At 40.2% G+C, this 25356-nt stretch carries 27 protein-coding genes and 1 pseudogene; 8 read left to right on the top strand and 20 right to left on the bottom strand.

The window, feature by feature from the left end:
* Positions 1-110: 110 nt before the first annotated feature.
* Entirely contained in the window at positions 111-374 is a 264-nt protein-coding gene (locus tag J7E63_RS01460) for a hypothetical protein (RefSeq protein ID WP_215009960.1), read from the bottom strand.
* 583 nt (positions 375-957) lie between these two features.
* On the opposite strand from J7E63_RS01460, the gene J7E63_RS01455 reads away from it, so the two are divergent.
* Entirely contained in the window at positions 958-1929 is a 972-nt protein-coding gene (locus J7E63_RS01455) for a phosphotransferase (RefSeq protein WP_215009959.1), read from the top strand.
* 303 nt (positions 1930-2232) lie between these two features.
* On the opposite strand, the gene J7E63_RS01450 is transcribed toward J7E63_RS01455, so the two are convergent.
* Together J7E63_RS01450 and J7E63_RS01445 are read right to left on the bottom strand one after the other, a co-directional pair.
* The gene (locus J7E63_RS01450; protein WP_215009958.1) at positions 2233-3168 is read right to left on the bottom strand and encodes a hypothetical protein; all 936 of its coding nucleotides are present in this window, start codon (positions 3166-3168) and stop codon (positions 2233-2235) included.
* A 31-nt stretch (positions 3169-3199) separates the two neighbouring features.
* Positions 3200-4672 (bottom strand): glycosyltransferase, encoded by a 1473-nt coding sequence (locus J7E63_RS01445; RefSeq protein ID WP_215009957.1) that lies wholly within the window; start codon positions 4670-4672, stop codon positions 3200-3202.
* A gap of 437 nt (positions 4673-5109) precedes the next feature.
* On the opposite strand from J7E63_RS01445, the gene J7E63_RS01440 reads away from it, so the two are divergent.
* From J7E63_RS01440 to J7E63_RS01430, 3 genes are all read left to right on the top strand, one after another.
* Complete coding sequence (locus J7E63_RS01440; RefSeq protein WP_215009956.1) at positions 5110-6063, top strand: NAD-dependent epimerase/dehydratase family protein; 954 nt, start codon at positions 5110-5112, stop codon at positions 6061-6063.
* A 325-nt stretch (positions 6064-6388) separates the two neighbouring features.
* Entirely contained in the window at positions 6389-6793 is a 405-nt protein-coding gene (locus J7E63_RS01435) for a polysaccharide biosynthesis C-terminal domain-containing protein (protein ID WP_215009955.1), read from the top strand.
* Positions 6794-6997: 204 nt separating this feature from the next.
* Complete coding sequence (locus J7E63_RS01430; RefSeq protein ID WP_215009954.1) at positions 6998-7567, top strand: serine/threonine protein kinase; 570 nt, start codon at positions 6998-7000, stop codon at positions 7565-7567.
* Between the two features lie 128 nt (positions 7568-7695).
* On the opposite strand, the gene J7E63_RS01425 is transcribed toward J7E63_RS01430, so the two are convergent.
* From J7E63_RS01425 to rfbF, 3 genes are all read right to left on the bottom strand, one after another.
* Positions 7696-8949, bottom strand: a complete 1254-nt coding sequence (locus J7E63_RS01425) for a UDP-glucose dehydrogenase family protein (RefSeq protein WP_215009953.1) — start codon at positions 8947-8949, stop codon at positions 7696-7698.
* Positions 8946-10046, bottom strand: coding sequence for an NAD-dependent epimerase/dehydratase family protein (locus tag J7E63_RS01420; RefSeq protein ID WP_251033303.1), 1101 nt, complete (start codon positions 10044-10046; stop codon positions 8946-8948). The genes J7E63_RS01425 and J7E63_RS01420 overlap by 4 nt, the downstream gene beginning before the upstream one ends.
* 78 nt (positions 10047-10124) lie before the next feature.
* Positions 10125-10913, bottom strand: coding sequence for a glucose-1-phosphate cytidylyltransferase (gene rfbF, locus J7E63_RS01415; protein WP_215009952.1), 789 nt, complete (start codon positions 10911-10913; stop codon positions 10125-10127).
* 535 nt (positions 10914-11448) lie between these two features.
* Here rfbF and J7E63_RS01410 point away from each other — a divergent pair.
* On the top strand, positions 11449-11883 hold the full coding sequence (locus tag J7E63_RS01410; RefSeq protein WP_215009951.1) for a CBS domain-containing protein: 435 nt from the start codon (positions 11449-11451) through the stop codon (positions 11881-11883).
* Between the two features lie 180 nt (positions 11884-12063).
* On the opposite strand, the gene J7E63_RS01405 is transcribed toward J7E63_RS01410, so the two are convergent.
* The 8 genes from J7E63_RS01405 to J7E63_RS01370 all read right to left on the bottom strand — a co-directional run bounded on the left by J7E63_RS01405 (position 12064) and on the right by J7E63_RS01370 (position 19434).
* Positions 12064-13308, bottom strand: coding sequence for an MFS transporter (locus J7E63_RS01405; protein ID WP_215009950.1), 1245 nt, complete (start codon positions 13306-13308; stop codon positions 12064-12066).
* Positions 13309-13694: 386 nt separating this feature from the next.
* On the bottom strand, positions 13695-14828 hold the full coding sequence (pqqE, locus tag J7E63_RS01400; RefSeq protein WP_215009949.1) for a pyrroloquinoline quinone biosynthesis protein PqqE: 1134 nt from the start codon (positions 14826-14828) through the stop codon (positions 13695-13697).
* Positions 14809-15147: a pyrroloquinoline quinone biosynthesis peptide chaperone PqqD gene (pqqD, locus tag J7E63_RS01395; protein ID WP_308161875.1), complete on the bottom strand. Its 339-nt coding sequence runs from the start codon at positions 15145-15147 to the stop codon at positions 14809-14811. The genes pqqE and pqqD overlap by 20 nt, the downstream gene beginning before the upstream one ends.
* A 21-nt stretch (positions 15148-15168) precedes the next feature.
* Positions 15169-15909 carry a pyrroloquinoline-quinone synthase PqqC gene (gene pqqC, locus J7E63_RS01390; RefSeq protein WP_251033301.1) on the bottom strand — a complete coding sequence of 247 codons (741 nt, stop codon included), beginning with the start codon at positions 15907-15909 and terminating at the stop codon, positions 15169-15171.
* A complete protein-coding gene (gene pqqB, locus J7E63_RS01385) occupies positions 15909-16835 on the bottom strand; it encodes a pyrroloquinoline quinone biosynthesis protein PqqB (protein WP_308161874.1) in 927 nt (308 codons plus the stop codon). Before pqqB ends, pqqC begins: the two co-directional genes overlap by 1 nt.
* Complete coding sequence (locus J7E63_RS01380) at positions 16831-17070, bottom strand: hypothetical protein (RefSeq protein WP_215009947.1); 240 nt, start codon at positions 17068-17070, stop codon at positions 16831-16833. The genes pqqB and J7E63_RS01380 overlap by 5 nt, the downstream gene beginning before the upstream one ends.
* Positions 17071-17126: 56 nt before the next feature.
* Positions 17127-17201, bottom strand: coding sequence for a pyrroloquinoline quinone precursor peptide PqqA (pqqA, locus tag J7E63_RS30445; RefSeq protein ID WP_215009974.1), 75 nt, complete (start codon positions 17199-17201; stop codon positions 17127-17129).
* 250 nt (positions 17202-17451) lie between these two features.
* Entirely contained in the window at positions 17452-19434 is a 1983-nt protein-coding gene (locus J7E63_RS01370) for an outer membrane protein assembly factor BamB family protein (RefSeq protein WP_215009946.1), read from the bottom strand.
* 258 nt (positions 19435-19692) lie between these two features.
* Between J7E63_RS01370 and J7E63_RS01365 the strand changes: the two genes are divergently transcribed.
* Positions 19693-20154 (top strand): hypothetical protein, encoded by a 462-nt coding sequence (locus tag J7E63_RS01365; RefSeq protein WP_215009945.1) that lies wholly within the window; start codon positions 19693-19695, stop codon positions 20152-20154.
* Between the two features lie 102 nt (positions 20155-20256).
* Here J7E63_RS01365 and rpsI (J7E63_RS30440) read toward each other — a convergent pair whose 3' ends face one another.
* The 3 genes from rpsI (J7E63_RS30440) to J7E63_RS01350 all read right to left on the bottom strand — a co-directional run bounded on the left by rpsI (J7E63_RS30440) (position 20257) and on the right by J7E63_RS01350 (position 22258).
* Positions 20257-20349: a 30S ribosomal protein S9 gene (rpsI, locus tag J7E63_RS30440; protein ID WP_215009944.1), complete on the bottom strand. Its 93-nt coding sequence runs from the start codon at positions 20347-20349 to the stop codon at positions 20257-20259.
* 468 nt (positions 20350-20817) lie between these two features.
* A complete protein-coding gene (locus tag J7E63_RS01355; protein WP_215009943.1) occupies positions 20818-21117 on the bottom strand; it encodes a putative quinol monooxygenase in 300 nt (99 codons plus the stop codon).
* Between the two features lie 130 nt (positions 21118-21247).
* Positions 21248-22258: an NADP-dependent oxidoreductase gene (locus J7E63_RS01350; protein ID WP_215009942.1), complete on the bottom strand. Its 1011-nt coding sequence runs from the start codon at positions 22256-22258 to the stop codon at positions 21248-21250.
* 120 nt (positions 22259-22378) lie between these two features.
* Here J7E63_RS01350 and J7E63_RS01345 point away from each other — a divergent pair, with 120 nt between their 5' ends.
* Together J7E63_RS01345 and J7E63_RS01340 are read left to right on the top strand one after the other, a co-directional pair.
* Entirely contained in the window at positions 22379-22948 is a 570-nt protein-coding gene (locus J7E63_RS01345; RefSeq protein WP_215009941.1) for a TetR/AcrR family transcriptional regulator, read from the top strand.
* 108 nt (positions 22949-23056) lie between these two features.
* Positions 23057-23389 (top strand): annotated as a pseudogene (locus tag J7E63_RS01340) (tyrosine-type recombinase/integrase); the annotation flags it as partial.
* A gap of 116 nt (positions 23390-23505) precedes the next feature.
* On the opposite strand, the gene rpsI (J7E63_RS01335) reads toward J7E63_RS01340, so the two are convergent.
* From rpsI (J7E63_RS01335) to truA, 3 genes are all read right to left on the bottom strand, one after another.
* The gene (rpsI, locus tag J7E63_RS01335; RefSeq protein WP_088085009.1) at positions 23506-23898 is read right to left on the bottom strand and encodes a 30S ribosomal protein S9; all 393 of its coding nucleotides are present in this window, start codon (positions 23896-23898) and stop codon (positions 23506-23508) included.
* A gap of 20 nt (positions 23899-23918) precedes the next feature.
* Complete coding sequence (gene rplM / locus J7E63_RS01330; RefSeq protein ID WP_088085008.1) at positions 23919-24356, bottom strand: 50S ribosomal protein L13; 438 nt, start codon at positions 24354-24356, stop codon at positions 23919-23921.
* A gap of 254 nt (positions 24357-24610) precedes the next feature.
* Positions 24611-25351, bottom strand: coding sequence for a tRNA pseudouridine(38-40) synthase TruA (truA, locus tag J7E63_RS01325; RefSeq protein WP_215000126.1), 741 nt, complete (start codon positions 25349-25351; stop codon positions 24611-24613).
* Between the last annotated feature and the right edge of the window lie 5 nt (positions 25352-25356).

The raw sequence follows: 25356 nt of genomic DNA, 5'->3' as shown, positions 1-25356 counted from the left end.
CTTTAGGTTTTTGTATCACTTTTTCTTACCGTTTATTAAAATCAATTTGTGAAGGACATTCATTTCACGTGTGGCCGCGAGTTCATTGACGAGAACCTTTAAGACCCCTTTTAATTGATTGGGGTCATGGGGAAATTTTCATATGTATTGGATATCGTAATCTCAGTTTCATTGGATCCTTCTATTCTTTCCTTTTGTTGATACACAAGGTCTTTAGCCATATCATCTAAGGGCTTGTCCGTATCGCGTAACGCTATAAGCGCTTCGATGTCCGATTGAACAAAGATACGCCGATCGCCATCTTTGAAAAACTCATATCCATTCCGCTCTAAGATTTGGCCATACTTTCGAACAGTGGGTGTTGCAATCCCCACTTCTTCTGCCGCTTCCTTGGAATAGAATGCTCTTTCATTCGGTTGTATATCACGTTACATATCGGACCTCCTTTTCTATCTTTTTAGTTTTGAAAAAAAGGGTTTGGTCACATTTTGACCACGGTACTTTTATTATCATTATATTTTTTCTATACGTAGAAGTAATGTTCGTCCCGTTTGGAAACCACGTGGGAAAAATTTGTGAAATATATAGTTATTACCTAAACAATTTCAGGAGTTGGAGAATACATTAAAACAGATGGACTCGTTCAAAGTTATGTTAAAAAGAAGAGTTTCCAATAGCAGTCAATCTTAACGAATTCATTATCTGTTTAGGTTATAAGAGTCATGTTATTAAAGAGTACTTTTCTAACTATTTTCTAAATAATTCGGATGTAACCTTTAATTTTGAAAATGAGCCATTAGAGAACCTTGCCAGGGATGGTCAATTTATGGAATTTAAACATACTGGTTTTTGGCAGCCCATGGATACTTTAAAGGATAAACTATATTTACAAGAGATTTGGGATTCGCAGAAATCTCCCTGGAAAAATTGGGATCAATAAATTAAAGGAGGGATATTGTGTCCAGCGAACTATCGAATATAATAAGAGATAACCATGGTAATGTCATTTTAATGGAAGAAATTCAGTGGGTATGCAGACAACATCATTTAGGGGAAATCACGCGAATCATTGGCGTTCTTGAAGGTGGGACCAATTTACCGATTTTAGTTGAAACAGAAAAAGGAAAATATGTGTTGCGATACTTAACTCATTCTGCTCCAAAGGGACGAATAAACTTTATCGAGGACATCTTATTATGTCTGAAGGATGCCTCTATACCTGTTGTGAACGCAATTAAAAATGAATCCGGGGATTATTACTCTTTTATTCATAATAGAATGATCCAAGTGTATCCTTTTATAGAGGGTTCAAGATTTAAATTTGAGCCTGAACATATTAAGTCAAATGCACGTATGCTTAACATGTTCCATACCGCTTTAAACTCATATAAACAAGGGCCCTTACCAGATGAATCTAACTGCCCTACGGAAGAGAACCTCAAAAAAAGATTAAATCGTTTGTATCAAAATAAAGAATCTATATCCAAATCCTCATTATCTAAAATTGAATCCCTATACTCTACTATCATCGAGCTTTGGAAAAAGGCAGATAAAAATAATCTACTAGAAACCATTATTCATGATGACTGGCATCCTTGGAACCTTATTTATAGTGAGGATGGATCTGTTAGTTGCATTCTGGATTTTGATCTTGTTCGTCCAGGAAAACGAATATATGATGTAGCCTATTGTATATATTGGATTTATATGCTTTCACCCAATAAAATGAGTCAAACATATTCAAAAATGTTTATAGAAGGATATGAAGGGTTGACACCTGAAGAAAAGAATATCTTAACATTAGTACTTGCAAAAATAGCGTTATTCTTTATTATAGAGTTCGTTTCAGATATAGAGAAACAATTAAAAGTAAATGAGCCTTTAATTGAATTTTTTCTTAGTCAGGAGGGAAAAGAGTTCTTACTTTAAATTCGTTTCTTTCCCTCCTGTGGAAAGACTTATCACAACTAACACCTCACCCAATTAAGGATAGTTTGATGACTACCTATGCCATATTTCTTTGCCAGTAATTCTGAACCTCCTCCCCCTGACAGATCCTCTAAAACACAACTTTTTCCCTAAATTCACTTGAAACCTTGACCATACTAAAAACCCCCTAAGTTGGATTTCTTAGTCCAACTTAGGGGGTTCACACCACTTGAAAGTGAGCCCCAAAATGTTAACGAAGTTCACAGTTCTAAGAACCTCAGTATTTAAATAATGCCGAGAGGTTCAGTTATTGCTGTATTTATAGTAATGTATAGCTTTTTCTCTGCTCATCCTTAGGGCAAATCCATAGGTGAAAGTATCATCAATGGACTTAACCCTCCCGATTGCTTTTTGAATTGCTCTTATATAGGGAATGTAAACATGATTTAAAGTATCTTCGTTCACCCAACAATAATTACATAAGTCAAACTCGAGCTCGTTTAGTATAACAAAACCGCTAAAATGATAAACAACCAGTTTATGATTATTGATATATACCTCACCGTTACTAACGTTAAAATCAGGGGTACTTTCATAATTTCCTTCATTCCATGGTCCTACATTGATTCCTGAGTCGTTTGAAATTATAACACCTGAAAACAGCTCAGGCCATTTATTCAAATACTTTTGATCTGTCCACAGATCCTCTTCATGCCAATGAAAACACCATTCCAAACACTTCGTTCTCCACCATTCAAGGCATTGAAAAGCATTTGAATCTCTCTTAAAACCTATTAACCCTGCCTGGTATGTGCCTGAATCTTCAATATTTTTGGCAAGTCTTTGTTCGCATATAAAAATGGACCCATCTCCCCATTGATTAAGGATCGGTTTTGGATCTGAGTAGAAATATAAATCCCCGTCAATATACATTATGGAGTTAACAAAATTATAGTTATTCAGGATATATAGTACAAGGGGGGATTTTAAAGTAAAACTATACTCATGTGGTGTTCGAGACTTTTTTACGGAAAGAAGCTGATCATCTTCGATACTCTCTAATGGAATAAGGGTTACATTCTTTAAATTCATCCTTTTGAGGAATTGTAAAGAAATATCATCCAAGCAGCATATCCAGAGGTGAAAATTCTTTGCGTGCTTTTCTAAGGAGTCGTGTAGCGCTAGACCCTTTAATAAATACTCTTTTCCAATAATAGTGCAAAAATGATAGAATTCCATACTTATACTCAATCCTCCTACCTATTTGAACTCAATCATAACAACCTTTAATACATTTATCCCTCCACATCCAAAGGAAATTGAATGCGTCTTTCTCACGTTTGAATCCTATTAAGCTTGTCAAATTGATTCCATACTCCTGTTGGGTATCCTGATCAATTTCGTTCTTCCAAATGAAAATTGGATTTTCCTTCCACTTACTGAATGCATTTGTCACATTAGAATCAAAACGTGCGTCCGGATCAGCATATATCATATAGTGGATATTATAATTGTTCTTTAAAATGTAATATATCAATGGTGCTTTTAAAGTCCAAAGGTACTCAGATGCACTGCGAGTATTCTTTATATTTAAAAGTTCCTGCTCCTCAATATTTTTAATATCTATTAGAATTACATTTTCTAATTCCATATTAGCCAGTGTACTATAGGTGATATCATCCAAGCAGCATATCCAGAGACAGGTTTTTTCTGCATGCTTTGTTAGGGAATTGTAAAAATCCAAGCCTTCAGACAAATCTTTCTCACTTATGATTGTACAGAAGTTATACCTGTCCTCGTATCTATCTATATTACTCGCCAGATTGAAATAATTTTTAATGGTTCTACCGTTTGGAGTCTGTTTATAATAAAAATCCTTATCGATACGAGAAATGATATCCATTACCTCATTACACGCTTGGATATAAGGAACAAATAACCATTGTATAATCTGATCCGTGGGGAAATGGCCATGCGCACATAAATCAAACTCATTTCCATTAAAATATTTGAATCCATAGTAATGGAATAATATCAGTTTATCTCCATTGATATATAGATTATCATCTTCTTTGGTAACCGTATTTTGAGATGCAATATATAGGTTGGCGTTAATTCCAAGGTTCCCTGCAACACCAACATTACCAAACCTGGTTACCCAATCATTTACGTACATCTGGTCGCTCCATCTGCCTTTTTCCGGTTTATCAAAGCACCATTCAATCAATTTTTCTCTAAACCATTGCAGACATCGAAGCGCATTCTGATCTCTTTTGAATCCCATAAAACCCGTATTGTAAACTCCATATATCTTACTTAACCATTCATATTTTCCTTTATATTGCTCCTCTGTTAGAAATACGGAATAATTGCCCCACTCATCAAATATGGGTTGGGTATCTGAAAGAAAGGCTGTATCACCGTCTAACCATATAATATGGTCCAGCTCAGAAAAGTGATTTAATAGGTATAACATAATCGATGCCTTACTCGTCCAAATATATTCTTTATCATTACGTGTGCTTTTTATATTTGCCAATTCCAAATCTTCATTTTCTATATTTTTCATACTTATCAGTGTTACGTTACTCAGTTCCATTTTTTCCAATAAGTATTTCACTTCATCCTGTACACATATAATAAAGAAATGAAAATCCTTATCATATTTTTGTAATGAATTATATAAGACCAGTCCTTTATAAATATAATCCTTGCTATAGGTTGTACAGTAGTAATGTTTCAAAACCTTAACACCCCTTATTAGCGCGAGTATATTACTTATTTAACACAAGTAATATTTCTTCCTAAATGTAGCTCCTGGATATTAATGCATCAAGGAGTAATGATTGCTTCTTAAAACACTCTAGTTTTTAACTAAACCTTTACCTTTGTATCAGTTAACTAATTTAGAATATGTTGCTGGTGAAAAAAATGTTACGAAAAAAATGAGCAAATAGCTTTTACACTCATAGTATGAATTTATAAAAACATATCGATAATGATCAAACAATCTTAGAAAATAAACCATTAAGATACCTAGTATGGGATAAGCAATTGGCAGTTTATCTAACATAAGGGATTTTGGCAATGTATTGAAACAATGACAGATTTACAAATAATCATGAATAATGGGCTAATATAGGCCATGGTAAAATTGTAAAGAAGTGGAGATGTTGTACTGTGAAAGGTGCTTTTACCAATAAAAGAGTGTTAATTACTGGAGCTAGCGGATTTATAGGATCCCACCTCGTTAGAAGGATGGTTGAGGAAAATGCTGAAGTAAATATTATAGTAAGAGAAGGATCCGATTTATGGCGGATTGAGAGCCTTTTAAAAGACATTAAAATCCATCGGGCTGATTTAAGGGACTCTGAAAAAATAGATGTCTATATCAGAAAAATAAAACCTGATTTTGTTTTTAATATGGCGGCTTACGGTGTTGATTCAAGACAAAAAGATTATTTTATTGCTGCTAATACCAATATCATTGGAACAATGAATATGCTAAATCCTTTAATTTCTGTAGGATGTAAAAAGTTCTTAAACATCGGTACGTGTATGGAGTATGGAGATAAAAAAGAAATAATTAAAGAAACTACTCACTTAGAACCATTCAATATTTACGGAAGCACTAAAGCTGCTAGTACTATTTTGGCACACCAAATTGCTGGAGAAAACAATATTGATATTGTTACTTTAAGGGCTTATGGGGTTTTTGGAGAAAATGAAGGAAATCATAAGTTTTTTCCCCATATTATCTTATCAATTCTAAATAATGCAGATGTTGATTTAACAGGTTGTGAGCAATACAGAGATTACAGTTATATAGAGAATCTCATCGATGGTTTTGTTTTGGCTGCTCAAAATGATGCAGTAAAAAACGAGATATTTAATATAGGTACTGGAATAATTCATCCTTTAAAATACTATGTTGATAAAGTTTTTGAAAAAATGGAAACTGTTAAGAATCCTAATTATGGAGCTGTACCCTACAGGTCAGGAGAAGTCTGGAAGCCCCACCCTGATATAAGTAAAATACAAAAAATATTAGGATGGGCTCCTAAAATAGGTTTTGATGAAGGTCTGGATAGAACAATACAGTGGTATCAAAGAAACAAAGAAAAATATATGTAAAATGGACCTCGGAAGAAATAAAAATACTAAGAGCTTTTATCTTTCTCCACAAGTGAAATTTATGAGGACCCAACCACGAAAACATTTTCACATCAGAAAAATATAACGGCAGTGTATCCTGTACGGGACCACGAACTTGTCATAATGAACCATCATGGCATGGTTCATTAATATTCCTCCAGAAAGTTATAGTTTTAGTTAGTTGATGGATAGCTAGATGGTCGCAGAGTGCTGAATAAACTGGCACTAGAAGAAGCTTGCGTGAGATATATTGGTGTAGGGTTAGCTTAGCTCCTACAAATTTTTTCGGAAAGAAGTGATTTTTATGGGGAGATTAGGTGAATTTATCAAAATTGATCCGTATCAAGATAAAAGAGGCATGCTAAAAAAAATAATCAAGAAAAGTCAGCTGCCGGATAGTAGTGAAGTTGGGGAAGTATATTTGCTTTACTCAAACCAAAATAGTGTTAGAGGAAATCATTATCACAAAAATACCTTTGAGTATTTCACGGTTATCTGTGGTAAAGCAAAGGTGGCTTTGAAGGATTTGTCTCAAGGGGTACGTGAGGAGTTTTATATGTCTGCCGATGACAACGTAGTACTAAAGATACCTCCCTATATGGTACACGCTTTTAACAACGAATACATTGATCCGTTGATTATTCTTGCTGTGTCATCAAAAGAGTATAGTGAATCTGATACTGACACATATATTGAGGAAATTCTTTAACTATATGTAAATCAATTAAATTTGACCACTACTCAAGCCATGTGGAATGTTGTTCACTACTTGTGAGGAAAAAATAAGATGTAACAGTGAGTAAGAGCCTTTTCATTTTTGAAAGGCTCTTTTATCATGAATGGCTTCTGTCTAGTGCAAACTCAAACCGTAAGCATAACATACATAAAATAGCAATAAGGAGTTGATGAATTTGTGCAGGATTTTAAATCTATTTGTGTAGTTCAAGGGATAAATGAAGTAGAAGTAAAAAATAATCCAACGTCGTATCCGCTAATCGGCAAGGGGGCACAAGGAGCCGTTTTTAGAATATCTTCAGATAAATGTGTTAAAATTTATGGAAAACCAGAAAGAGCTCGTAAAGAGGGGGAAGTATTAAAAGTCGCACAGAAGTCTTCCATTATCCCAAGGCTTTATGAAGTAGGGCCAAACTATATTATTATGGAATATTTTGAGGGTCCAACTTTACTCCAGTATTTACAGTCTGGAGGGGTCCTATCTGAAAATATTATAAAGGAAATTCTATTCGTGCTAAATGAAATGAAGCGTTTAAAGTTTACTAGATTGGACGCGGATATGCGTCACATTATCGTAACTAAGCAAGAACAATTAAAAGTAATAGACAATTACAACTCATATAGAACGATTCAGCCTAGACCTAAGCTATTGTTTAATGGTTTTAAAATTTTGGGTATATTGCCATTGTTTTTGGAAAAGTTAAAAAAAATGGATCCGGAATCTTTTATGGATTGGAAAGATTTATAAACAAAAAAGTAACTCCCATTAATGATATAAGGAGTTACTTTTATATTGGTTTATTTTCAATGTTTGTTGTATTTATACTCTCTTGTTTTTCCGCGGTTATTTAAGATTGCTTTAATTTTAATCGTTAACTAATGGTAAATATAACGATAATCGAAAACGTTCTTTTTCTTTATCGACTCTTCATTTTTACTAAATTCATCCCAAGCTGTTAAAATTACAACATGATTAACCATTGAAAGCAGTGATGATAAGTTAGGAGAATATTGAATAGGAAAGCCATATACCTCTTTAAACTCTTCGTTTGCCATAGGATCATAGGCGATAATATTTGTGTAACCTTTTTGAAGCAAACCTTGAATGATAGCTTTTGCCGGTGTATCCCTAATGTCATTTGAATTTGGCTTAAATGCTAACCCGAGGATTCCTATATTTTCATTCTTTTCAACTTTTCTTTCTACATCACTGACAACAAATTCTTTAATTGCATCATTTACTTTTAGGGTACTTGTTAATAGTTCTGGTGTGTAAGAATTCTTTAAGGACTGACTAACTAAAGCCATCGTATCTTTAGGAAGGCAGTAGCCGCCAAACCCACAACCGGGGAATACATAAGATGACATATTAGCTGGAGCGCCACTCCATCTTCTATCAAGATGTAAGACCTGAAAGGATTTTTTTATATCAATATTTCCGATAGACCTGGCGATTAGTGACTGTTCATTTGCGAAACTGATAAGAGTTGCCAGCATCGTGTTAGATAAATACTTAATAAATTCAGCAGTATTTAAAGAAACGCGGTAAATCGGGGCATTAAAAGTTTGGTATATCATTTCGACTATTTGTCCACTTTTATCATCATCCTGGCCAATAACAATCCGGTCTGGATTCATAAAATCGTCCCAAGCATATCCTTCTCTTAAAAATTCAGGATTATTGGTTAGGCCAATTTCAACACCAACTTGAAAACCTAAATTCTCCAGATACGGTTTAATCCTTTCACTTGTTGTGGATGGAGGAATAGTCGATTTGACCACTAATACTTTAAACTCCGGCTTTTTTATATAGCCTACTACATTTTTAATTGCTTCCAAGATATATCCTAAATCCGCACTACCATCCGTTTTGCTCGGGGTTCCCACACAGAAAAAGATAACTTCACTGTTGATTACAGCTTCCTGTAAATCATCTGTAATCGTAAAACCTTTATTTAAGTGCTTATTTAATTTTTCATTAAGATTAGGTTCATAAAAGGGAATCTTACCATTTCTTAATTGGTCCTTCTTCTTTTGATCAATATCAAGACCGTAAACATGATACCCTTTCTCGCTAAGTCCTAAAGCCGTTGTCAATCCAACAAATCCAAGGCCAATTACAGTAATCAATGAATTTCACCTTCTTCCTTCAAAAAGGTTAGAAAGCGATCGACACCTTCAACTATTGATATCGCTGGGGAATAGTTTAAAAATTTTCTTGCCTTTGAAATATCTGGACATCTTCTTAAGGGATTATGTGTTAGATAGCTCTTTTCTTCCGATTCTTTAAATTCTATAGACTGATTAAAACCAAATTTGGCTGAGCCTGCATCCTTATATATCTGAGCTAATTCTTTAATTGAAATTTCAGGTGTATCTATTCCTATATTAAAGTAGTCAAAGGGTTCATATAGTAGCGCCTTTAAATAACCAGTGATGGCATCTGTAACATAACAAAATGTTCGAGTTGGAGTTCCGTCGGAGTGCATAATCAGTTTTCTATTCTCAATAACGGCTTTTGCAAAATCAGCAGGTACCCTTTTATCATTAAGTCTCATTCCGGGTCCATAATTATTAAATGGTCTGACAATTGAAATGGGCATACCAAATTTTTCGGCGTATAAGTAACATAGCGTCTCTCCGAATCGTTTTGCCTCATCATAACATGCGCGCGGTCCGATCATAGCCACATTCCCTCTATACTCCTCGGAAGTCGGAATATAATCCGGAAATGGATCACCATAAACTTCACTGCTGGAAAAAAACAAGAACCCTTTAATGTTTTTATCCTTATAAAAGTCTAACAAAGCTCTTAGTCCTAATACATTAGCATCCAAGGTTTCAAGAGGATATTTTCTATAAAAGGTTGGCGAGGCAATCGAGGCCATGTGGATAATAAAATCAACATCGTCAATTTTATTAGTATCAAATAATGAAAACTCAGTAATATCAAACGTGTATAATTCAATCTTTGGATTTAAATTACTTAAATCTTTAATCCATTTGGGTTTACCTAGTTTAAAATTGTCAATTCCAATAATCTTTTTAATACCAAGCTGCGCTGAATAATCAGATAAAAATGACATGAAATAATAGCCTAAGAATCCGGCGCAACCCGTTATGAGGATTGATGAATCCTTAAGTTTTTCTATTTCTGTCTGATCAAGTTTATTAAATATATATTGAAGATCTGACTGATAGATATTGTGTTTTTCATATAAATCCAAGTTATCTACCTCCACATTCATACTTTTAAATAAAACGATTACAACAATTACAGAGGCATCCACTAAAAACTGTTATTCTTAATTATTTTTATCCCATATTTTCCAAGGGGCTTTACTGGACTCCCACAATTCTTGTAAATATTTCTTATCCCGCAAAGTATCCATTGGATACCAAAAACCATTATGTTTATATGCCATTAATTGACCATCTTTAGCAAGGTTTTCTAACGGCTCCTTTTCAAATATGGTTTGTTCGCCGTTGTTCAGGTAATTAAATACTTCTGGCTGCAATACAAAAAAGCCAGCATTTATCCAACCGCCATCTCCTTGTATTTTCTCCTGAAACTTCTCTACTTTCTGATCATTGGACAAGGATAAAACTCCAAACCTGCCCTGAGGCTGTGTAGTTGTTACTGTAGCCAGCTTCCCATGTGAGCGATGGAATTCTACTAATTCCTTAATATTTACATCACTTACTCCGTCACCATACGTCAACATAAAAGACTCATTACCAACATAATTCTGCACTTTCTTAATTCGGCCACCAGTCATTGTATTTAAGCCAGTGTCAACCAAGGTAACCTTCCAAGGTTCAACCGAATGCTGGTGAATAATAAATTCATTTCCTTTCTGAAAATCAAATGTTAAATCAGAATTATATAGGTAATAATTTAAAAAATACTCCTTGATTACATGGCTCTTATACCCTAAACAGATAACAAAGTCGTTATAACCATAACTAGAGTAAAGCTTCATGATATGCCATAAGATAGGCTTGTCACCAATCTCTATCATAGGTTTCGGCTTTAAATGGGTTTCTTCACTTATTCTTGTGCCAAACCCCCCAGCTAAAATTAAGACCTTCACATTTTCTCTCCCTTCCTGACGTTCTGCTCCTTTGTATTAAAAAGTATTAGTCTGCTGCGTCAATTTCTTAATAACTTATTCTTAAGTTTGAAAATTGTTTAGGCAAATCCAACATTCAAAACACATTATAGAAAGGACAGTTAATATGAGGCTTACTTGAAATAGTAGAAAGTATTTAAAAAGGACATGAGGGGCTATAGAACACTGACATCCAAATGTTAGTTAAACAAAGTTAAGGAATTAAGGACTTCTATAAAGATTATGCGTTTATTAATCATCTTGTGCTATGTGGACAAAAGCAATTTTTGTATAAAAAAAGACCCCCAACAAAAATGGTTGAGAGTCTTGGAAATGTTGATGATTAACGTTTTGTGAACTGAGGTTTGATTTGGTAAAAACCAGATTTAAATGTCCTCTTCTAATGAGTTAATTACACCACGTTCATGTGCAGCTGATATATAGAAAAAAGTTACCATTAATAATATCGCCAATGTTACCCATCCTATAAAGGAAAAACATATTTGGAGGTAATTTCATGGCACAATTAAGAGATATCATGACATCAAATGTTCTTACAGTTAACGAAACACAGACCGTACAGGAAGCTGCAGCGTTAATGAGCGAACATAATATCGGAGCGATCCCAGTAATAAATAACAGCAGACAAATGGTTGGAATTGTAACGGATCGTGATATTACCCTTCGTACGACAGCACAAGGTGAAGATCCACAAACACCAGTATCTCAAGTCATGACTGCACAGCAAATCGTACAAGGTACACCTGATATGGATGTCCATCAAGCAGCAGATTTGATGGCACAGCAGCAAATTCGGCGATTGCCGGTAATCGAAAATGGACAAATAGTAGGAATGGTTGCTTTAGGTGATCTAGCAGTACAAAATCAATACGCAAACGAGGCAGAACAGGCATTACAAAGTATTTCAACTCCTTCCGCACCTCAACAATAGTAAGGGGTTACCTTTATTGTCATAAAATAATTATTAGCACAGATCAGCCCTTGGTCTGTGCTAATAATTTTTATAAAGCAAAAGAGAGCTCCTTTTACTTATTTATATATTTATTAAACCGTCTACATGTTCTTTGGCTTCTTTCAGAAACTCCAGGGACTGATTTTTAACCTAAGACTCTCAACCCGATGAAGCATGCGATTTCATGCGAATATCGTAAGAAGAAAAAAGTCTGCCGTATAAATAAGCAAAACTGAGTTGTAGACATGAGGCTATGTAAAAAGGCAGGGATAGGGAACCCAATCCAAAAAGATAGCCTGTAATATACGGTCCAATGGAGATTGGCAGCCTCATTGAAAAAAGATTGATACTTGACGCAAAGCCGCTCCGCTGGTTACGTGTTAAACTCACACTCAGCGCCTGCTGTGCCCCCTGCGTACCTCGATTTAAAGCCGTTCGAAACATATAAATAACAGAAACGAGTGCGTATGATGATAGTAAGGGCATCAAAATCAAAAGCAGACTTCCGATAAAACGGATGAAAACAATGGACCGGATTGTCCCATGTTTATGGGATAATCTTGCTTGTAAAATGGAGGTAACTCCGGTCGTGAAGAAAGTAACAGCCAATGTGCTGCCAATTTGAGCATGGCTTGCCCCAAATTTAGCCGAAAACCAATAGGACATCATCGGCCCGGTCAGCCCGATGGCAATCCCATTAAGTATGTTAATGGCTGCAAGCTTCAATACCGCTGCATTTTCTTCATGCAAGATTTTCTTTTCTTCATTCCTCCGTCCCTCTTTTTTGTTTACTTGGCGGTTTTCGGCTTCTCCTCCTTGAATGGTTAAAATGATGGAGGCTGTGATCAACGATGCAACGAGAATATAGCAGAATAGAAGGCGATAAGGAGTTACTCCAGTTTTCAAAAAGGATGCAGCCCCCGCTAGCACTGCTCCCGCCCCCATTCCGAAAAAACTGAGAGCATTATTCAAACTGTATACTCTGCCGCGTTCTGCTGTTGGGACAAAGGATGCCAGCCAGGCCTGCTCTGCAGGGGCACATGGACTGGGTGAACCCGCGTCTGCTTTTCCAAATCCGGAAAGTGTAATCGCAATAGACAATAAAATTGGGTTAGTGGTTAATACCCCGACCAGTGCACATCCGGCGGTAACTAGTTCAGAAATAAGGACAAACGGTTTTCTGCCAAGCCTGTCACTATAAACACCTATAAAGGGTGCAAGGGCAACACCGAGCAATCCTCCTGCAGCAAGCACACTGCCAATCGCTGCCGTGCTCCACCCCAGCGCATCGAGATACAAAGCCAATTCCACTACCATCATGCCTTGTCCAATACTGCGAATAAAATTTACCAGCATGAGCCGCTTGACCAACGGATGAATTTGACCAATTCCTATAAACTTCATTTTGATCACTACCTTTTCATTTTTATAGGTAATATTTAGGTTACCCAGTTTCTACATAAAAGGGTGCCATTTCTCAATTTCCTTTATTCATAGGCATAAGCACAACAAAGTTAACCGTGGCATAGCATGTTTACATGGGATTTATGGTAAATTAGGGGGTAAGCTTAAGGACCGGTAAGGGAAGGATTCGATATGGCAGGTAAATGGAAGGGACTTATTCAAAAATTTCAAACGGAATATTTATAATTCTGATTGGCTTACCGTCACACGGAACCCCCATGGTATGCCAAGGCCTTTTCACTATTGATTGATCACAGTCGAAAAAAAATGGTGCTAGAGGGTATGTACGTGTCCCCTGCAGCACCACTTTGGCAACGCCTATTTTTTTATAACCGTTTTATTGCAGATCGGTCCTGAGAATACCTCCGATAGATTAGGGGTGATGATGATTCAACCGGTTTACTGTTGGCATCCTGTACAGCTTTTTCAATTAAATGATGTTCTGGTGCCCATTGGCAGACTGGGTCCGTCGCATAAGCATCTCCCGTTAAGGCAAAAGCCTGACAGCGGCACCCTCCTCCATCCTGGTGCCTCAAATCACAGGTGAGACAAGCTTTGGGCAACCATTCTTCCCCCCGGAAACGGTTAAAAGATTCTGATTCATACCAAATATATCCTAGCGATGACTTACGGACATTTTCAAAAGATAACCCTTTTATCATCGCGGCGGTTGGACACGGAAGGGCAATTCCATTCGGCGCTACCGTTAGACCGATAGCTCCCCATCCCCCCATACAAGGCTTGGGTGCAGATGCATAATAATCAGGAATAACCCAAATAATTTCCATTTTCCGCTTCAGTCGTGCTTTAGCGGCTTCATAGACTGCACTTGCACGCTCAATCTGGTCCCTGCTTGGCAGCAGTTTCTCCCGATTCAGCAGCGCCCAGTTATAATACTGAGTGTTCGCCAGCTCCAACCGCTCGGCTCCCATTTCTTCCGCAAGCTGAATGATCTCATCCACCTGATCAAGATTCATTCGGTGTAACACCACATTTAATGACAAATGCATTTCTGCCTGTTTTACAGCAGTGGCCGCTTCCCGTTTTTTCTCAAAGGCTTTGTATCCGCCGATAAGATCGGAAAGCTTCGCTTCTGCCGCTTGAAAGCTCACTTGCACATTTGCTAAACCGGCTTCCTTAAGCCGAATCGCTTTTTTCGTTGTTAAGCCAATGCCGCTTGTAATGAGATTGCCATACATATCTAAAGCAGCAGCGTGGCTGATAAGGGGTTCCAGGTCATCCCGCAAAAGCGGTTCGCCACCAGAAAAATGAACTTCTACTACTCCCAATTCGGCAGCCTCGGACAAGACCCGGCTCCATTCCTCCGTTGAAAGTTCCATGGCTTCCTTAGCCATTTCAATAGGGTTTGAACAATACGGACAATTCAAAGGACAGCGATGGGTTAACTCAGCAAGCAGCGAATAAGGGGGTTGAACCGCACTATGGCTCTTCGTTTTCATGCTGAATCACCACCCATCCCTGATCCGCTACCTCCTGTAAAAATTGGGAAATGTCAGCCTCCATTGTTTTCATATCGGGCAAGGCACCCGAACTCCTTGTTTCTGAGCCTGCCATTAGAGAAGTCCTGATGTATTCAGTGATGGTGTTTACGGTCCGGCTCCCGTCACATAAACGAAGGATCGATGCTGCAGTTTCGTTTAGGACTACAACCTTTTCCGGTAGCAAAAGGAGATGTTTTTCTCTCACCTTATCAAATTTTAATCGCGCCTTTGCAGCGAGTTTTGGAGGACTGCCAGCTACAAAAATAGACTCCACCACCAATCATTTATTCTTCCCATTTCACGGTTTAGGGGGATATGCCTTTTCGATAGCATCAAGCTGTGCCCATAATACATCACATTTGAACCGCAAGGCGTTGACAGCCCGCTGCTGTGCTTCCGGTGTTCGACATTGGGTTAAAACAAGTTTGAGGGCCACATCCGAATCACAAGGTGCCTGAGTCAAGCGGCTTTGAAAATAATCAAGCCCTGAACGGTCAATCCAAGGATACAGCTGTTCAAAAACTTTTATCCTTTTTGAGATAAGGTCAGGCGAAAACAATTCCGTCAGCGAGGAGGCAACAGCTTCAATCCACGGTTTTGTACGGGCGAAGTTCACATAGGCATCCACAGCAAATCGAACGCCCGGGACAACATGCTCCTCCCGTATGACTTCTTCCCGAGACAATCCTACCGCTTCTCCCAGCCGCAGCCATGCTTCAATACCGCCATCTTCTCCACGCTTTCCGTCATGATCAAGAACACGGCCAATCCACTCTCGCCTCAGTTCCCTTGACGGCAGATTGGACAGGATGGCTGCATCTTTAATTGGGACTGATTTCTGGTAGTAGTATCGGTTGGCCACCCAGCCGCGGATCTGTTCTTTGCTTAAGTTTCCTTGGTGCATTACTATATGAAATGGATGTTTGTCATGATAGGAAGAACTCCCTACATTCCTTAGCCGCCCCGTGAATTCATCCGCCGGCCAAAGCTCTTCCCTTTTTTTATCACGGCTAACGAACCCTTTTTGCTCCAGCATCATTACACCTCCATTTCCATGCCATCATAGGCAACTTCAATACCAAGCCGCTCCAATGTATACCTCTCCACTGAGTCCTTTTTCAAAATAGGGTTGCTGTTGTTAATGTGGATTAGAATTTTTCTCTCTGCCGGGAAAGAGGCTAATAACTCCAAGGTGCCTGATGGTCCGCTAATCGGTAAGTGGCCCATGCTTCTTGCGTCACGAGCGGCTGCCCCCATCCCGGTTAATTCATCTTCCGACCAAAAAGTTCCATCCACCATCAGGATATCGGCTTTCTTTAAACAAGCTTCTATAGCCGGAGTGATCTTTTCTAATGTAGGAAAGAAAGCAAGACACCTGCCCGAATCCTCATTATGGAGAACCAGTCCAACCTCCCAAATATCTTCTTGACAGTCCAGCTCCTGGGTCGCTCTGGCATAGAGCGGCGGTTTTTTCGAAACGGGAACCGGCTCAACGATGATGGTTCCTTCTTCTCCTTCATGTAATGGTCCCACCCTTTGCCGAATGCCTGGATCAAGAGACTGCCATTCCCATGAACAATAGTTTTTTAGCATTGGAAACACCGGAAAAGCGGATTGCAAGCAGCTTCGTACCATCTTGGTCCCATAAATCGTCATACTGGATCCCTCCCGCAGTGACAATAGCCCGATCGTATGGTCAAGCTCCGCATCGGTTAAAAAAACACCGGCAAGAGGGGTCTCTCTTATGCCTGGACCTGCATTTAGTGAAGCAAACGATTCAATTTGCCTGAGAATATCCGGTCCTGCATTGATGAGGTACCAGTCCTTTTCATTGGCAGTTACCGCAAGCGAAGATTGTAATAACGGCCGGAATGAAGCGTTTCCTGAGCGGACTGCCCGACAGTTGGGACAGGCACAGTTCCACTGCGGAAAGCCTCCTCCGGCCGCTGCTCCTAATACTCTAATTCGAATTTGGTTTCAGTCCTTTCCCTTCGATGCGGGCATTGTTTTTTTCAATATTCCGCGGTTTTCCAAATAACCTGCCAACCTGCCAACCTATCGCCATATTCACCACTGCCATCAGGATAAATAGCAAATAGTCCCCAATTGGATCAGGAAGCAGGAGATCGACAAGCAGCCAGCCTCCTGCTGTAGCACCCCCGATCATCACGCCCATCACTGATTTTAAGTAACGATTCATTTGGCACACCCTCCGTGTTTTGGTTAAATTCATGAACAAGAGGCAAGCAGTCTGCGCTACTTGCCGATGTAGGAATACATCGTCACCTCGGAAGAAGTGTTGATTATTTCGTACTTAGGCTTTATCCACATGTGATCCCCCCCCCTTTCATGACACTTTCAATAATGATTACTTTTTAAAGGAGTGTCTGATTTTACCTTTCAAAATTATCTTATGTCGGCGGAAACGCCAAAATAACTTGAATTTCAACTTGAAGTTGTCCAAAAGTAAGTCCGTGTTTTGCAAAATGCTGCAAAAAAGGACAAGTTTGAGGCACAACTCCTTAAAGTCCAAAAAAAACAACCTGAGTCCGAAAACTCAGGTTGACTTGGTTCTATTAAATTACTTCTTCTGAGACAGCCATTTTGCCAATATTTCGGCCTGATCCTTATCAACAAGACCTCCAGGCATACGTCCGCCTCCGTTAATGATTTGATTCAAGATCTCCTCTTCAGACATGGATACACCAACATGTCTTAGGTCAGGACCTGCCCCTCCTTCTAGATTTCCACCATGACAGGACATACAGCTATTTTTGTAAATTACTTCAGCATTCATATCAGCCGGCTGCTTCTTATCTTTTTCTTTATTCCCGTGGCTGCCATGATTGGCGTTATCAGTTTTCCCTGAGCCTTCTGGATCGGCGCCCCCCGGATCTTTTGAAGGAGTTACAGATTTATTCCCCCCCAGTCCGTAGGTTACAACCTTTGTTCCAGTAACAAAAGTAACGTATTGTTTACCACCATCCATATAAATCGCCGGTGCCATCATAATCTGAGCCCCGCCGCTTTTCATGTTCCATAAAACTTTTCCAGTTTTAATATCAAGGGCATTTACCGTTCCATCCAATTCGCCGTAAAAAGCAAGTCCTGTAGTCGTACTTGTAAAACCTCCGCGCATTGGTTGTTTAGTCTTATTCTGATAGGCACGCTTGCCAGTATTCATATCAATGGCGGTGATCGTACCGGATATGTCTTCACCTTTTGGCCCCAACGTTATCGCAGTTCCTGGGAATAAACCTTTTTTTTGCTCAAGTTCATTTTCATCTTTCGCTGCAACCTCTAAAGATGGCTTATTAATACCAGGAATCAATACATAATTGGTTTTAGGATCATAGGTTTCCGGAGCATAGTTTTGTCCGCCTTCTGCTCCTGGCCATTGCATCGCCGGTTTATTTGGATCCGTCGGCTGTGACGTGTGCTGGATTTTGACGAATGGAACGCCATTATAAATGGTATCCCCTGTTTTGGCATCCCACGCAAACCATTTCCCGTTCTTTCCGCCGTGTACGACGATTTTTTGCTTTTTGTTGTTGACCGTAGCATTGAGAATCATCGGAGTCGAGGTCGCATCATAATCCCATTCGTCCTCCTCATCCATTTCCGATTTTGCCCAAATCAATTTGCCTGTTTTACTTTCAAGAGCAACGACTGAGTCCGTATAAGGGTTTTTACCTGGGCGGATTTTCTTAAAAAAGTCAGGAGCAGGATTACCCGTGCCAAAATACATCACGTCAGTGTCCGGGTCAAAAGCAATCTCTCCCCAGACGGCTCCGCCCCCTGTATATTTGCCCTTCACCCAATCTTCCCCCTTCTCAGGGACTGTCCAGAATGGTCCATCCCAGGCTGGCGTCAAGTCACTTGCTTTATAGGCCATCACAAAGCCGCGAATGCCATTATCACCGCCGCTGCTTCCCACATAGACGTTTCCTTTATAGTACATCGGAGCCATTGTTTCATAATATCGGTTTTCAAGCTTGGCTCCTGGTATTGTATCCCAAAGGTTGATCATTTTAATCAATTTTCCGTCTTTCGCGTTAAGTTTGGCTAAGCGATTATCCGCAATAAGGACAAACACATTGCCTTCCGCAACAGCCACACCCCGGCTGGCAACAACCTCTAAAAGGCTTAGATCCGCATGGTCTAGATGGTCAAGTACATCTTTTGGCGGCGTCCATTGCCAAATTTTCTTCCCATTTGAGGCATCAAGGGCAAACACTCGGTTCATTGATGTCGTGACATACATGACACCATCTTTCACTACCGGGAAATCCTCCGAGGCATTAGGAATCTTCTTATCCCAATTTGCCAAATCTGCCTGCCAGACAATACCTAAATCCTTCACATTGTCTTTTGTAATCTTGTTATAAGGGACATGCCGAGTTTGTTGTAAGTCATACCCCCAAAGTGGAAAACCTTTATCTTTTTCAGAACTGGTGGTTTGTTTATTGGCAGTATTCTCCTTTTTTGCAGGCTTCTGCTGACAGCCAACAATTAATACTACCGCCAATAAAGCTACGATTATCGCTTTTAAATAACGATTCAAAAAAAGACCCTCCTTATGCTTATAAGTCCAGAGTGATTGCCTCTATTTTTGGTTGCCTCTGAATTTTCCCATCCGGGGAGAACCCTACTTTATTGGTCCTCACTCTTTTTTCTATATTGAGTAGAAGATTCCTTAATTATGCAAAAAAATATTAAAATCACAAAATGATTTTTAACAATGGTGGGAGAGGAATATTTACCAAATATGGAGACATTCTATATTTGAAATGAATTTAAAGAATCTCAGGATGGTGATTAAATGAAGGCTTTCTCAAAAATGACGAATCGTTTGGGTGGGTTTGTCTTATTACTTTGCTTTCTCGTTGGGGGAGCATGGGCTTCTTCCCAAAGCGCGTTGGCTGCACCGGAAAAAACAGTCGGTTCCGCGGAAAATGGCGGGATCAAACTTACGATTACTAACTATGCTATCACAAACTACGGTCAAGAGATGATTCTGTATTATACCGTAGAATCTACAACAGGTAATTTGATGGATGAAAACGGGAAAGGGCTGTTAAAAAACCTGGAAATTTCCATTGCGGATAATCGTCTTCAAGGGATTGATACCGAACATAAAAAAATAAGCAGCCAGAAATATCAAGGTGCGGTCAAGGTGAACATGCCGCAATATATACCTGCCACTTCAAATGCAGCACTTAGTACAGATGCAATTCTAAATCAAAAAGGACAGTGGACAATTAACTTCCAAATTAAAAAATAGTCAAAAAAAGATACCTTTAGATCCCTAGGCCAAGCCTGGGGTTTTTATTTGTAAAAAAAAACCCCCAACCAAAGTGGTTGAGAGCCTTTGAAACGTTGATAATTAACGTTTTGAGAACTGATGCGCACGACGAGCACCTTTAAGACCGTACTTCTTACGCTCTTTAATGTGTATGAAAAATAGGAAGAAAAACAAATAAAACAATCCTTGTAATATGAGGTTATTTTTGTGAATAGGAGTTTTTTATGGGTATTAGAGAAAGAAGATTCCAAACTTAAAAAATGGATATTATGTGTTCCAATAACACTAACAAATGAACAAATTAAGTTTAATCAAACTTTTTTATAAAACCCTAAGCATCTAATATAATAAACCCATTCTATTTTGATCAATCTTTTTTCAAAATAGATGGGTTTATTATATTTTTAAATCAACGTTTGTAGTAGCGTTTGATCAATCTTTATTCTAAACCTACACGATGAAGGGAAGTATGTTAAAGGCGATGAGATTGTTAGAGCGTATTGCCAAAAGCAGCCCTAATCTCTTTTACCAGTGGCAAATAGGGCTACTGCCCGCGATTGGATAACAAGAGCCGAATGAAGGGAGACCTTCACGATCTGTTCTGGGAGACTGGGGGGGATACCCCCGGTCTACTTACCTCTTTTACTCCATGAACGAGCGTTCGTTCATTGCATCGTATTTTAGAATGTCCATTCTCATCCTGTTTCCCCACTTTTTTAAAAACGGCGCCGTTTCATGTCTTTCAACATGGGCGGTCAGCGATTCTTGATCTTGCCACCGCTGGACAGTCAGCATGCGTCCGGCGCGCGCATCTTCCAAAGTAAAGGCATAAAAGAGGCATCCCTTTTCAGCTCTCGTGCTGGAAGCGACGGCCTGAACGTCTGCAGTGAACTCATCCACATCAGACGGATTCAGGTGAACGTAACCCATGAGTATAATCATTTTTGTTCATCCTTTTTCTCTTAATTAAGTTAGCAAACTCTTCAAAGCTCATTCACAGTCCTCGCTTGTGGAACGTCGCAAAGTTTTGCGACGTTCCACGAGGAGTGCGATGATCAATCGAGCTGTCGCCTCACACGACCGTGAGCACGATCTTGCCTTGGATGTGCCCACCGGCGGCTCGTTCATGCGCCTTACGAGCATCGGCAAGTGGAAACGTGCTGTCGATGGCGACGCGAACCGTCCCGGCATCAAGCAAGCGCCCTAATTCCGCTAGCTGCGGTCCGTTCGAGCGCACTTGGGTCATTGAAACTGTAACGCCCAGCTTTGTGGCCTCCTCAGCGTCGGAGAAACCTAGGAACACCGGGAACAAAGCGCCGCCACGCTTGAGCGTACGCAGGAAACGACCGGTTGTTGGACCGCCGAGTGTATCGATGACGAGATCAACGTCATGCGCGACGTCCTCGGGAGGGCTCTTGGTGTAGTCGATGAATTCGTCGGCACCGAGCTCGCGCAGGAACGACTCATGCTTGCCCGATGCCACCGCGATGACGTGCGCACCCTTCCATTTAGCCAGCTGCACCGCTAAGTGCCCCACGCCGCCCGCTGCACCATTGACGAGCACCGTCTTGCCGTTGAGCGGTACCGGGCGATGCTTCTCCAGTTGAAACGGGTTCGCTTCATTGTGCCCCAGCTCGATCAGGAACTGCCATCCGGTGAGACCTGCCATCGGCGCCCCTGCGGCGTGCACGTGATCGATGCCTGCCGGCTTGAGTGCAAGATCCGACGCTGGCGCGGCGACGTACTCGGCATAAGCAGCGCTCTCCCCAAGGCTAGGAAAGCGAACCATGCCGAAAACTTCATCGCCGACGGAGAAGCCTTGCACATCCGTGGCTACCGCCTCGACGACGCCCGATACGTCCGACCCCAGAATGAAGGGAAAGGATACCGTCGGCTGCCACTCAGGAGGAAGATCCTTATACCCCTCGCGCAGGTACCAGTCGGGGGGATTGATGCCAACCGCGTGAACGCGGACAAGCACCTCACCTGGCTTCAGCTCGGGAAACGGTGCCTCCTCGTAACGCAGTACCTCAGGGCCGCCGAATTCGTGCAGCCGAATTGCCTTCATCGTATCTATAGACATCTTGTTTTCTCCTCTCATGCAAATGAGTTATACTTACCAGAGCAGTGCTCCACATAAACGGATCACTGTTCTGTTTACAAATTATACGGAGCACCGCTCCGCTTGTCAAGGAGGAAGCATATGCGAGCCGATGCGAAGAAAAACTATGAGCACATACTAGCAGTCGCGAACGTCGTTGTAACCAAGCACGGTGCCGATGCATCGCTGCGCGATATCGCTCGCAGAGCGGGCGTCGGGCTCGGCACATTGTATCGTCATTTCCCGACCAGAGAGGCTCTGCTTGATGCATTGCTCCGCGCAGGCTTCGATGAGCTGACGGCAAAGGCACGTGAGCTCGAAACTGCGAGTTCACCCGATGATGTTCTCGTGTCGTGGCTACGCGACGTCGTTACATTCACGGGCAACTATCAAGGTGTTGTGGCGGCGATGATCGCAGCCATGGAGGACACGGAGTCCGCACTCCATGCTTCGTGCGTCACGTTGCGAACGGCAGGCACGCGGCTTCTCACTCGCGCTCAGGCCGAGGGTCTAGCGCGTACCGATATGAATGGTGATGACCTGTTCTCGCTAGCTGCTGCGCTCGCGTGGCTCGGCGACCAGCCCTCGTCCGCGCCACGAGCTGAACATCTCTTCAGTATTATCACGAGCGCGATCTTAACGAATCGAGCGAGCAGCGATTTCAGGCCGTAGCCATCGACCAACCAACAAAAAGGACACTACAATCGAGTGTCCTCTTTGCCTTTTTTATAATATCAAAGGTCTTATTTTCGCTGAAACGATCGTCAGCAGCCTGCTTACAAAAAATACCAAACGGAAGAGGATTTTGCTAACCGAATAAATGGTGGAAATAATTTTGTTTTTACGAGGGAAGATGGAATCCCTTTACGCTTAGCATATCTTAATGAAAAGCTAAATATTTTAATTAAGAAACACAATCTTCACTCTATAACTATACACGGTTTACGTCACACTCACGCCTCCTTATTATTTGAAGCTGGTGCGAGTATAAAAAAAGTACAAGAGCGGCTAGGACACACTGATATTCAAATGACAATGAATATCTACACCCACGTAACAAATACCCTTAAAGAGCAAACCGCTTCAAAGTTTCAAAAGTATATAGAGTTATGATTGGTGGTCAAATGTGGTCAAAAATTTTTTCGTGGTCAAAATGTGGTCAAAAGTGCTTTTCGGGAATAAAAAAGACCCTTTCCACAGAAGTGAAAAGAGTCTTGAAACGTTGATAATTAACGTTTTGAGAACTGAGGCGCACGACGAGCACCTTTAAGACCGTATTTTTTACGTTCTTTCATACGGGCATCACGAGTTAATAATCCAGCGCGCTTTAATGTTGGACGGAATTCAGGGTCAGCTTGAAGTAATGCGCGAGCAATACCGTGGCGGATTGCGCCAGCTTGACCAGTGTATCCACCGCCGCTTACGTTTACAAGAACATCATAGCTTCCAACTGTTTCAGTAGCTACTAATGGTTGTCTTACAACAACACGTAATGCTTCAAATGGGATATAATCTTCAATTTCACGACTATTTACAATAATTTTACCTGTGCCTGGTACTAAACGTACGCGTGCAACAGAACTTTTACGGCGACCTGTACCGATATATTGAACTTGTGCCAAGTTAATTCCCTCCCTCTTTATTAACCGCGAAGTTCGTAAACTTCAGGTTGTTGTGCTTGGTGCGGATGTTCGCTGCCAGCATATACATGTAATTTTTTAAACATTTGACGGCCAAGAGAATTCTTTGGAAGCATACCTTTAACAGCAAGCTCGATCATTTTCTCAGCATAGTTAGTACGCATTTCTAGAGCAGTTCTTGTTTTTAAACCACCTGGATGCATTGTGTGACGGTAGTAAATCTTGTCAGTTAATTTCTTTCCAGTAAGTTCTACTTTTGAAGCATTAAGAATAATTACATTATCACCAGTGTCAACATGTGGTGTAAAAGTTGGTTTGTTTTTACCACGTAAAATTGATGCTACTTCAGAAGCAAGACGTCCAAGAGTTTTGCCCTCTGCATCAATTACGTACCATTTACGCTCGATAGTGTTGGCATTTGCCATAAACGTTGTACGCATGAGTTTCCCTCCTAATTTAAATCCATAAAAGATTATTGTTTTCGCACTTTTAAAGTAATTAGAGTCCGATTCTGTTCCGGGAATGAACATCTAATACCCTTGTGCGGTTAAGTTTGTATTCATATATTTTCAATCACGATGAAGACTTTCCGGGGCTTTATCGTGGGATTAAAAACACGCACATCTAATATAATAAAACCTGCAGGTCAATATGTCAAGAAAATGTTACACCAGGTAAAGTTGTTTACATCATTTTATTCATAAAAGACTTCCCAAAGATATAACCCATGACCTGGAGCTGTCTTTCCCGATAGCCTCCGGTCTTTATGGGCTAATATAATCGGAATATCTTCAGGACTGCGTTCACCTGATCCCACCTCTAATAAAGTTCCAACTAAAATACGAACCATATTATACAAAAAGCCATTTCCAACAAAACGGATCGTCAGTAACTCATCCTTACGTGTAAAGTCAATCGATTCAATCGTTCGAACTTTATCAACTACTTCCGTCTTTGCCGCACAAAAACTAGTAAAGTCATGTGTACCAAGGAAAAGTTTACTTGCCTCCTCCATCGCCTGGAAATTTAAACGGTATGGATATTGATAAGCAAATTTCCGCTGAAAAGGATCTCTTTTTTGAGATAAATGAAGAACATAGCGATATTCCTTCCCTTTCGCGTCGAAGCGAGCATGAAAGGACTCGGTGACAGTAACAACCTTTAGAACGGAAATATCTTCAGGCAGCATGGAATTCAATGCTTTCTCCCACTTGTCAGCTGGAATCAGTAGTGGTGAATCAAAATGAATAACTTGTCCTTTTGCGTGGACACCGGCATCCGTTCGACCTGAGCCGACGACTTTCACCGTATCACCCTTATGCATTTTTGATAAAACAGCTTCTAATACAGACTGTACGGTTCGCTTATTTGGTTGGACCTGATAGCCGGAAAAGCCCGACCCGTCATAGGAAATAATACATTTATACCTTGCCATGGTTT

Source organism: Bacillus sp. ISL-75 (assembly GCF_018613095.1).
This window is presented reverse-complemented; position numbering and strand designations above follow the sequence as displayed.

What these genes read in the sequence shown, in the direction of transcription:
- J7E63_RS01450 (WP_215009958.1), bottom strand. Translation starts at nt 3,168, where the DNA reads ATGGAATTCTATCATTTTTGCACTATTATTGGAAAAGAGTATTTATTA.
- J7E63_RS01435 (WP_215009955.1), top strand. Translation starts at nt 6,389, where the DNA reads ATGGGGAGATTAGGTGAATTTATCAAAATTGATCCGTATCAAGATAAA.
- J7E63_RS01410 (WP_215009951.1), top strand. Translation starts at nt 11,449, where the DNA reads ATGGCACAATTAAGAGATATCATGACATCAAATGTTCTTACAGTTAAC.
- J7E63_RS01405 (WP_215009950.1), bottom strand. Translation starts at nt 13,308, where the DNA reads ATGAAGTTTATAGGAATTGGTCAAATTCATCCGTTGGTCAAGCGGCTC.
- pqqE (WP_215009949.1), bottom strand. Translation starts at nt 14,828, where the DNA reads ATGAAAACGAAGAGCCATAGTGCGGTTCAACCCCCTTATTCGCTGCTT.
- pqqC (WP_251033301.1), bottom strand. Translation starts at nt 15,909, where the DNA reads ATGATGCTGGAGCAAAAAGGGTTCGTTAGCCGTGATAAAAAAAGGGAA.
- J7E63_RS01380 (WP_215009947.1), bottom strand. Translation starts at nt 17,070, where the DNA reads ATGAATCGTTACTTAAAATCAGTGATGGGCGTGATGATCGGGGGTGCT.
- J7E63_RS01365 (WP_215009945.1), top strand. Translation starts at nt 19,693, where the DNA reads ATGAAGGCTTTCTCAAAAATGACGAATCGTTTGGGTGGGTTTGTCTTA.
- J7E63_RS01355 (WP_215009943.1), bottom strand. Translation starts at nt 21,117, where the DNA reads ATGATTATACTCATGGGTTACGTTCACCTGAATCCGTCTGATGTGGAT.
- J7E63_RS01350 (WP_215009942.1), bottom strand. Translation starts at nt 22,258, where the DNA reads ATGTCTATAGATACGATGAAGGCAATTCGGCTGCACGAATTCGGCGGC.
- J7E63_RS01345 (WP_215009941.1), top strand. Translation starts at nt 22,379, where the DNA reads ATGCGAGCCGATGCGAAGAAAAACTATGAGCACATACTAGCAGTCGCG.
- rplM (WP_088085008.1), bottom strand. Translation starts at nt 24,356, where the DNA reads ATGCGTACAACGTTTATGGCAAATGCCAACACTATCGAGCGTAAATGG.
- truA (WP_215000126.1), bottom strand. Translation starts at nt 25,351, where the DNA reads ATGGCAAGGTATAAATGTATTATTTCCTATGACGGGTCGGGCTTTTCC.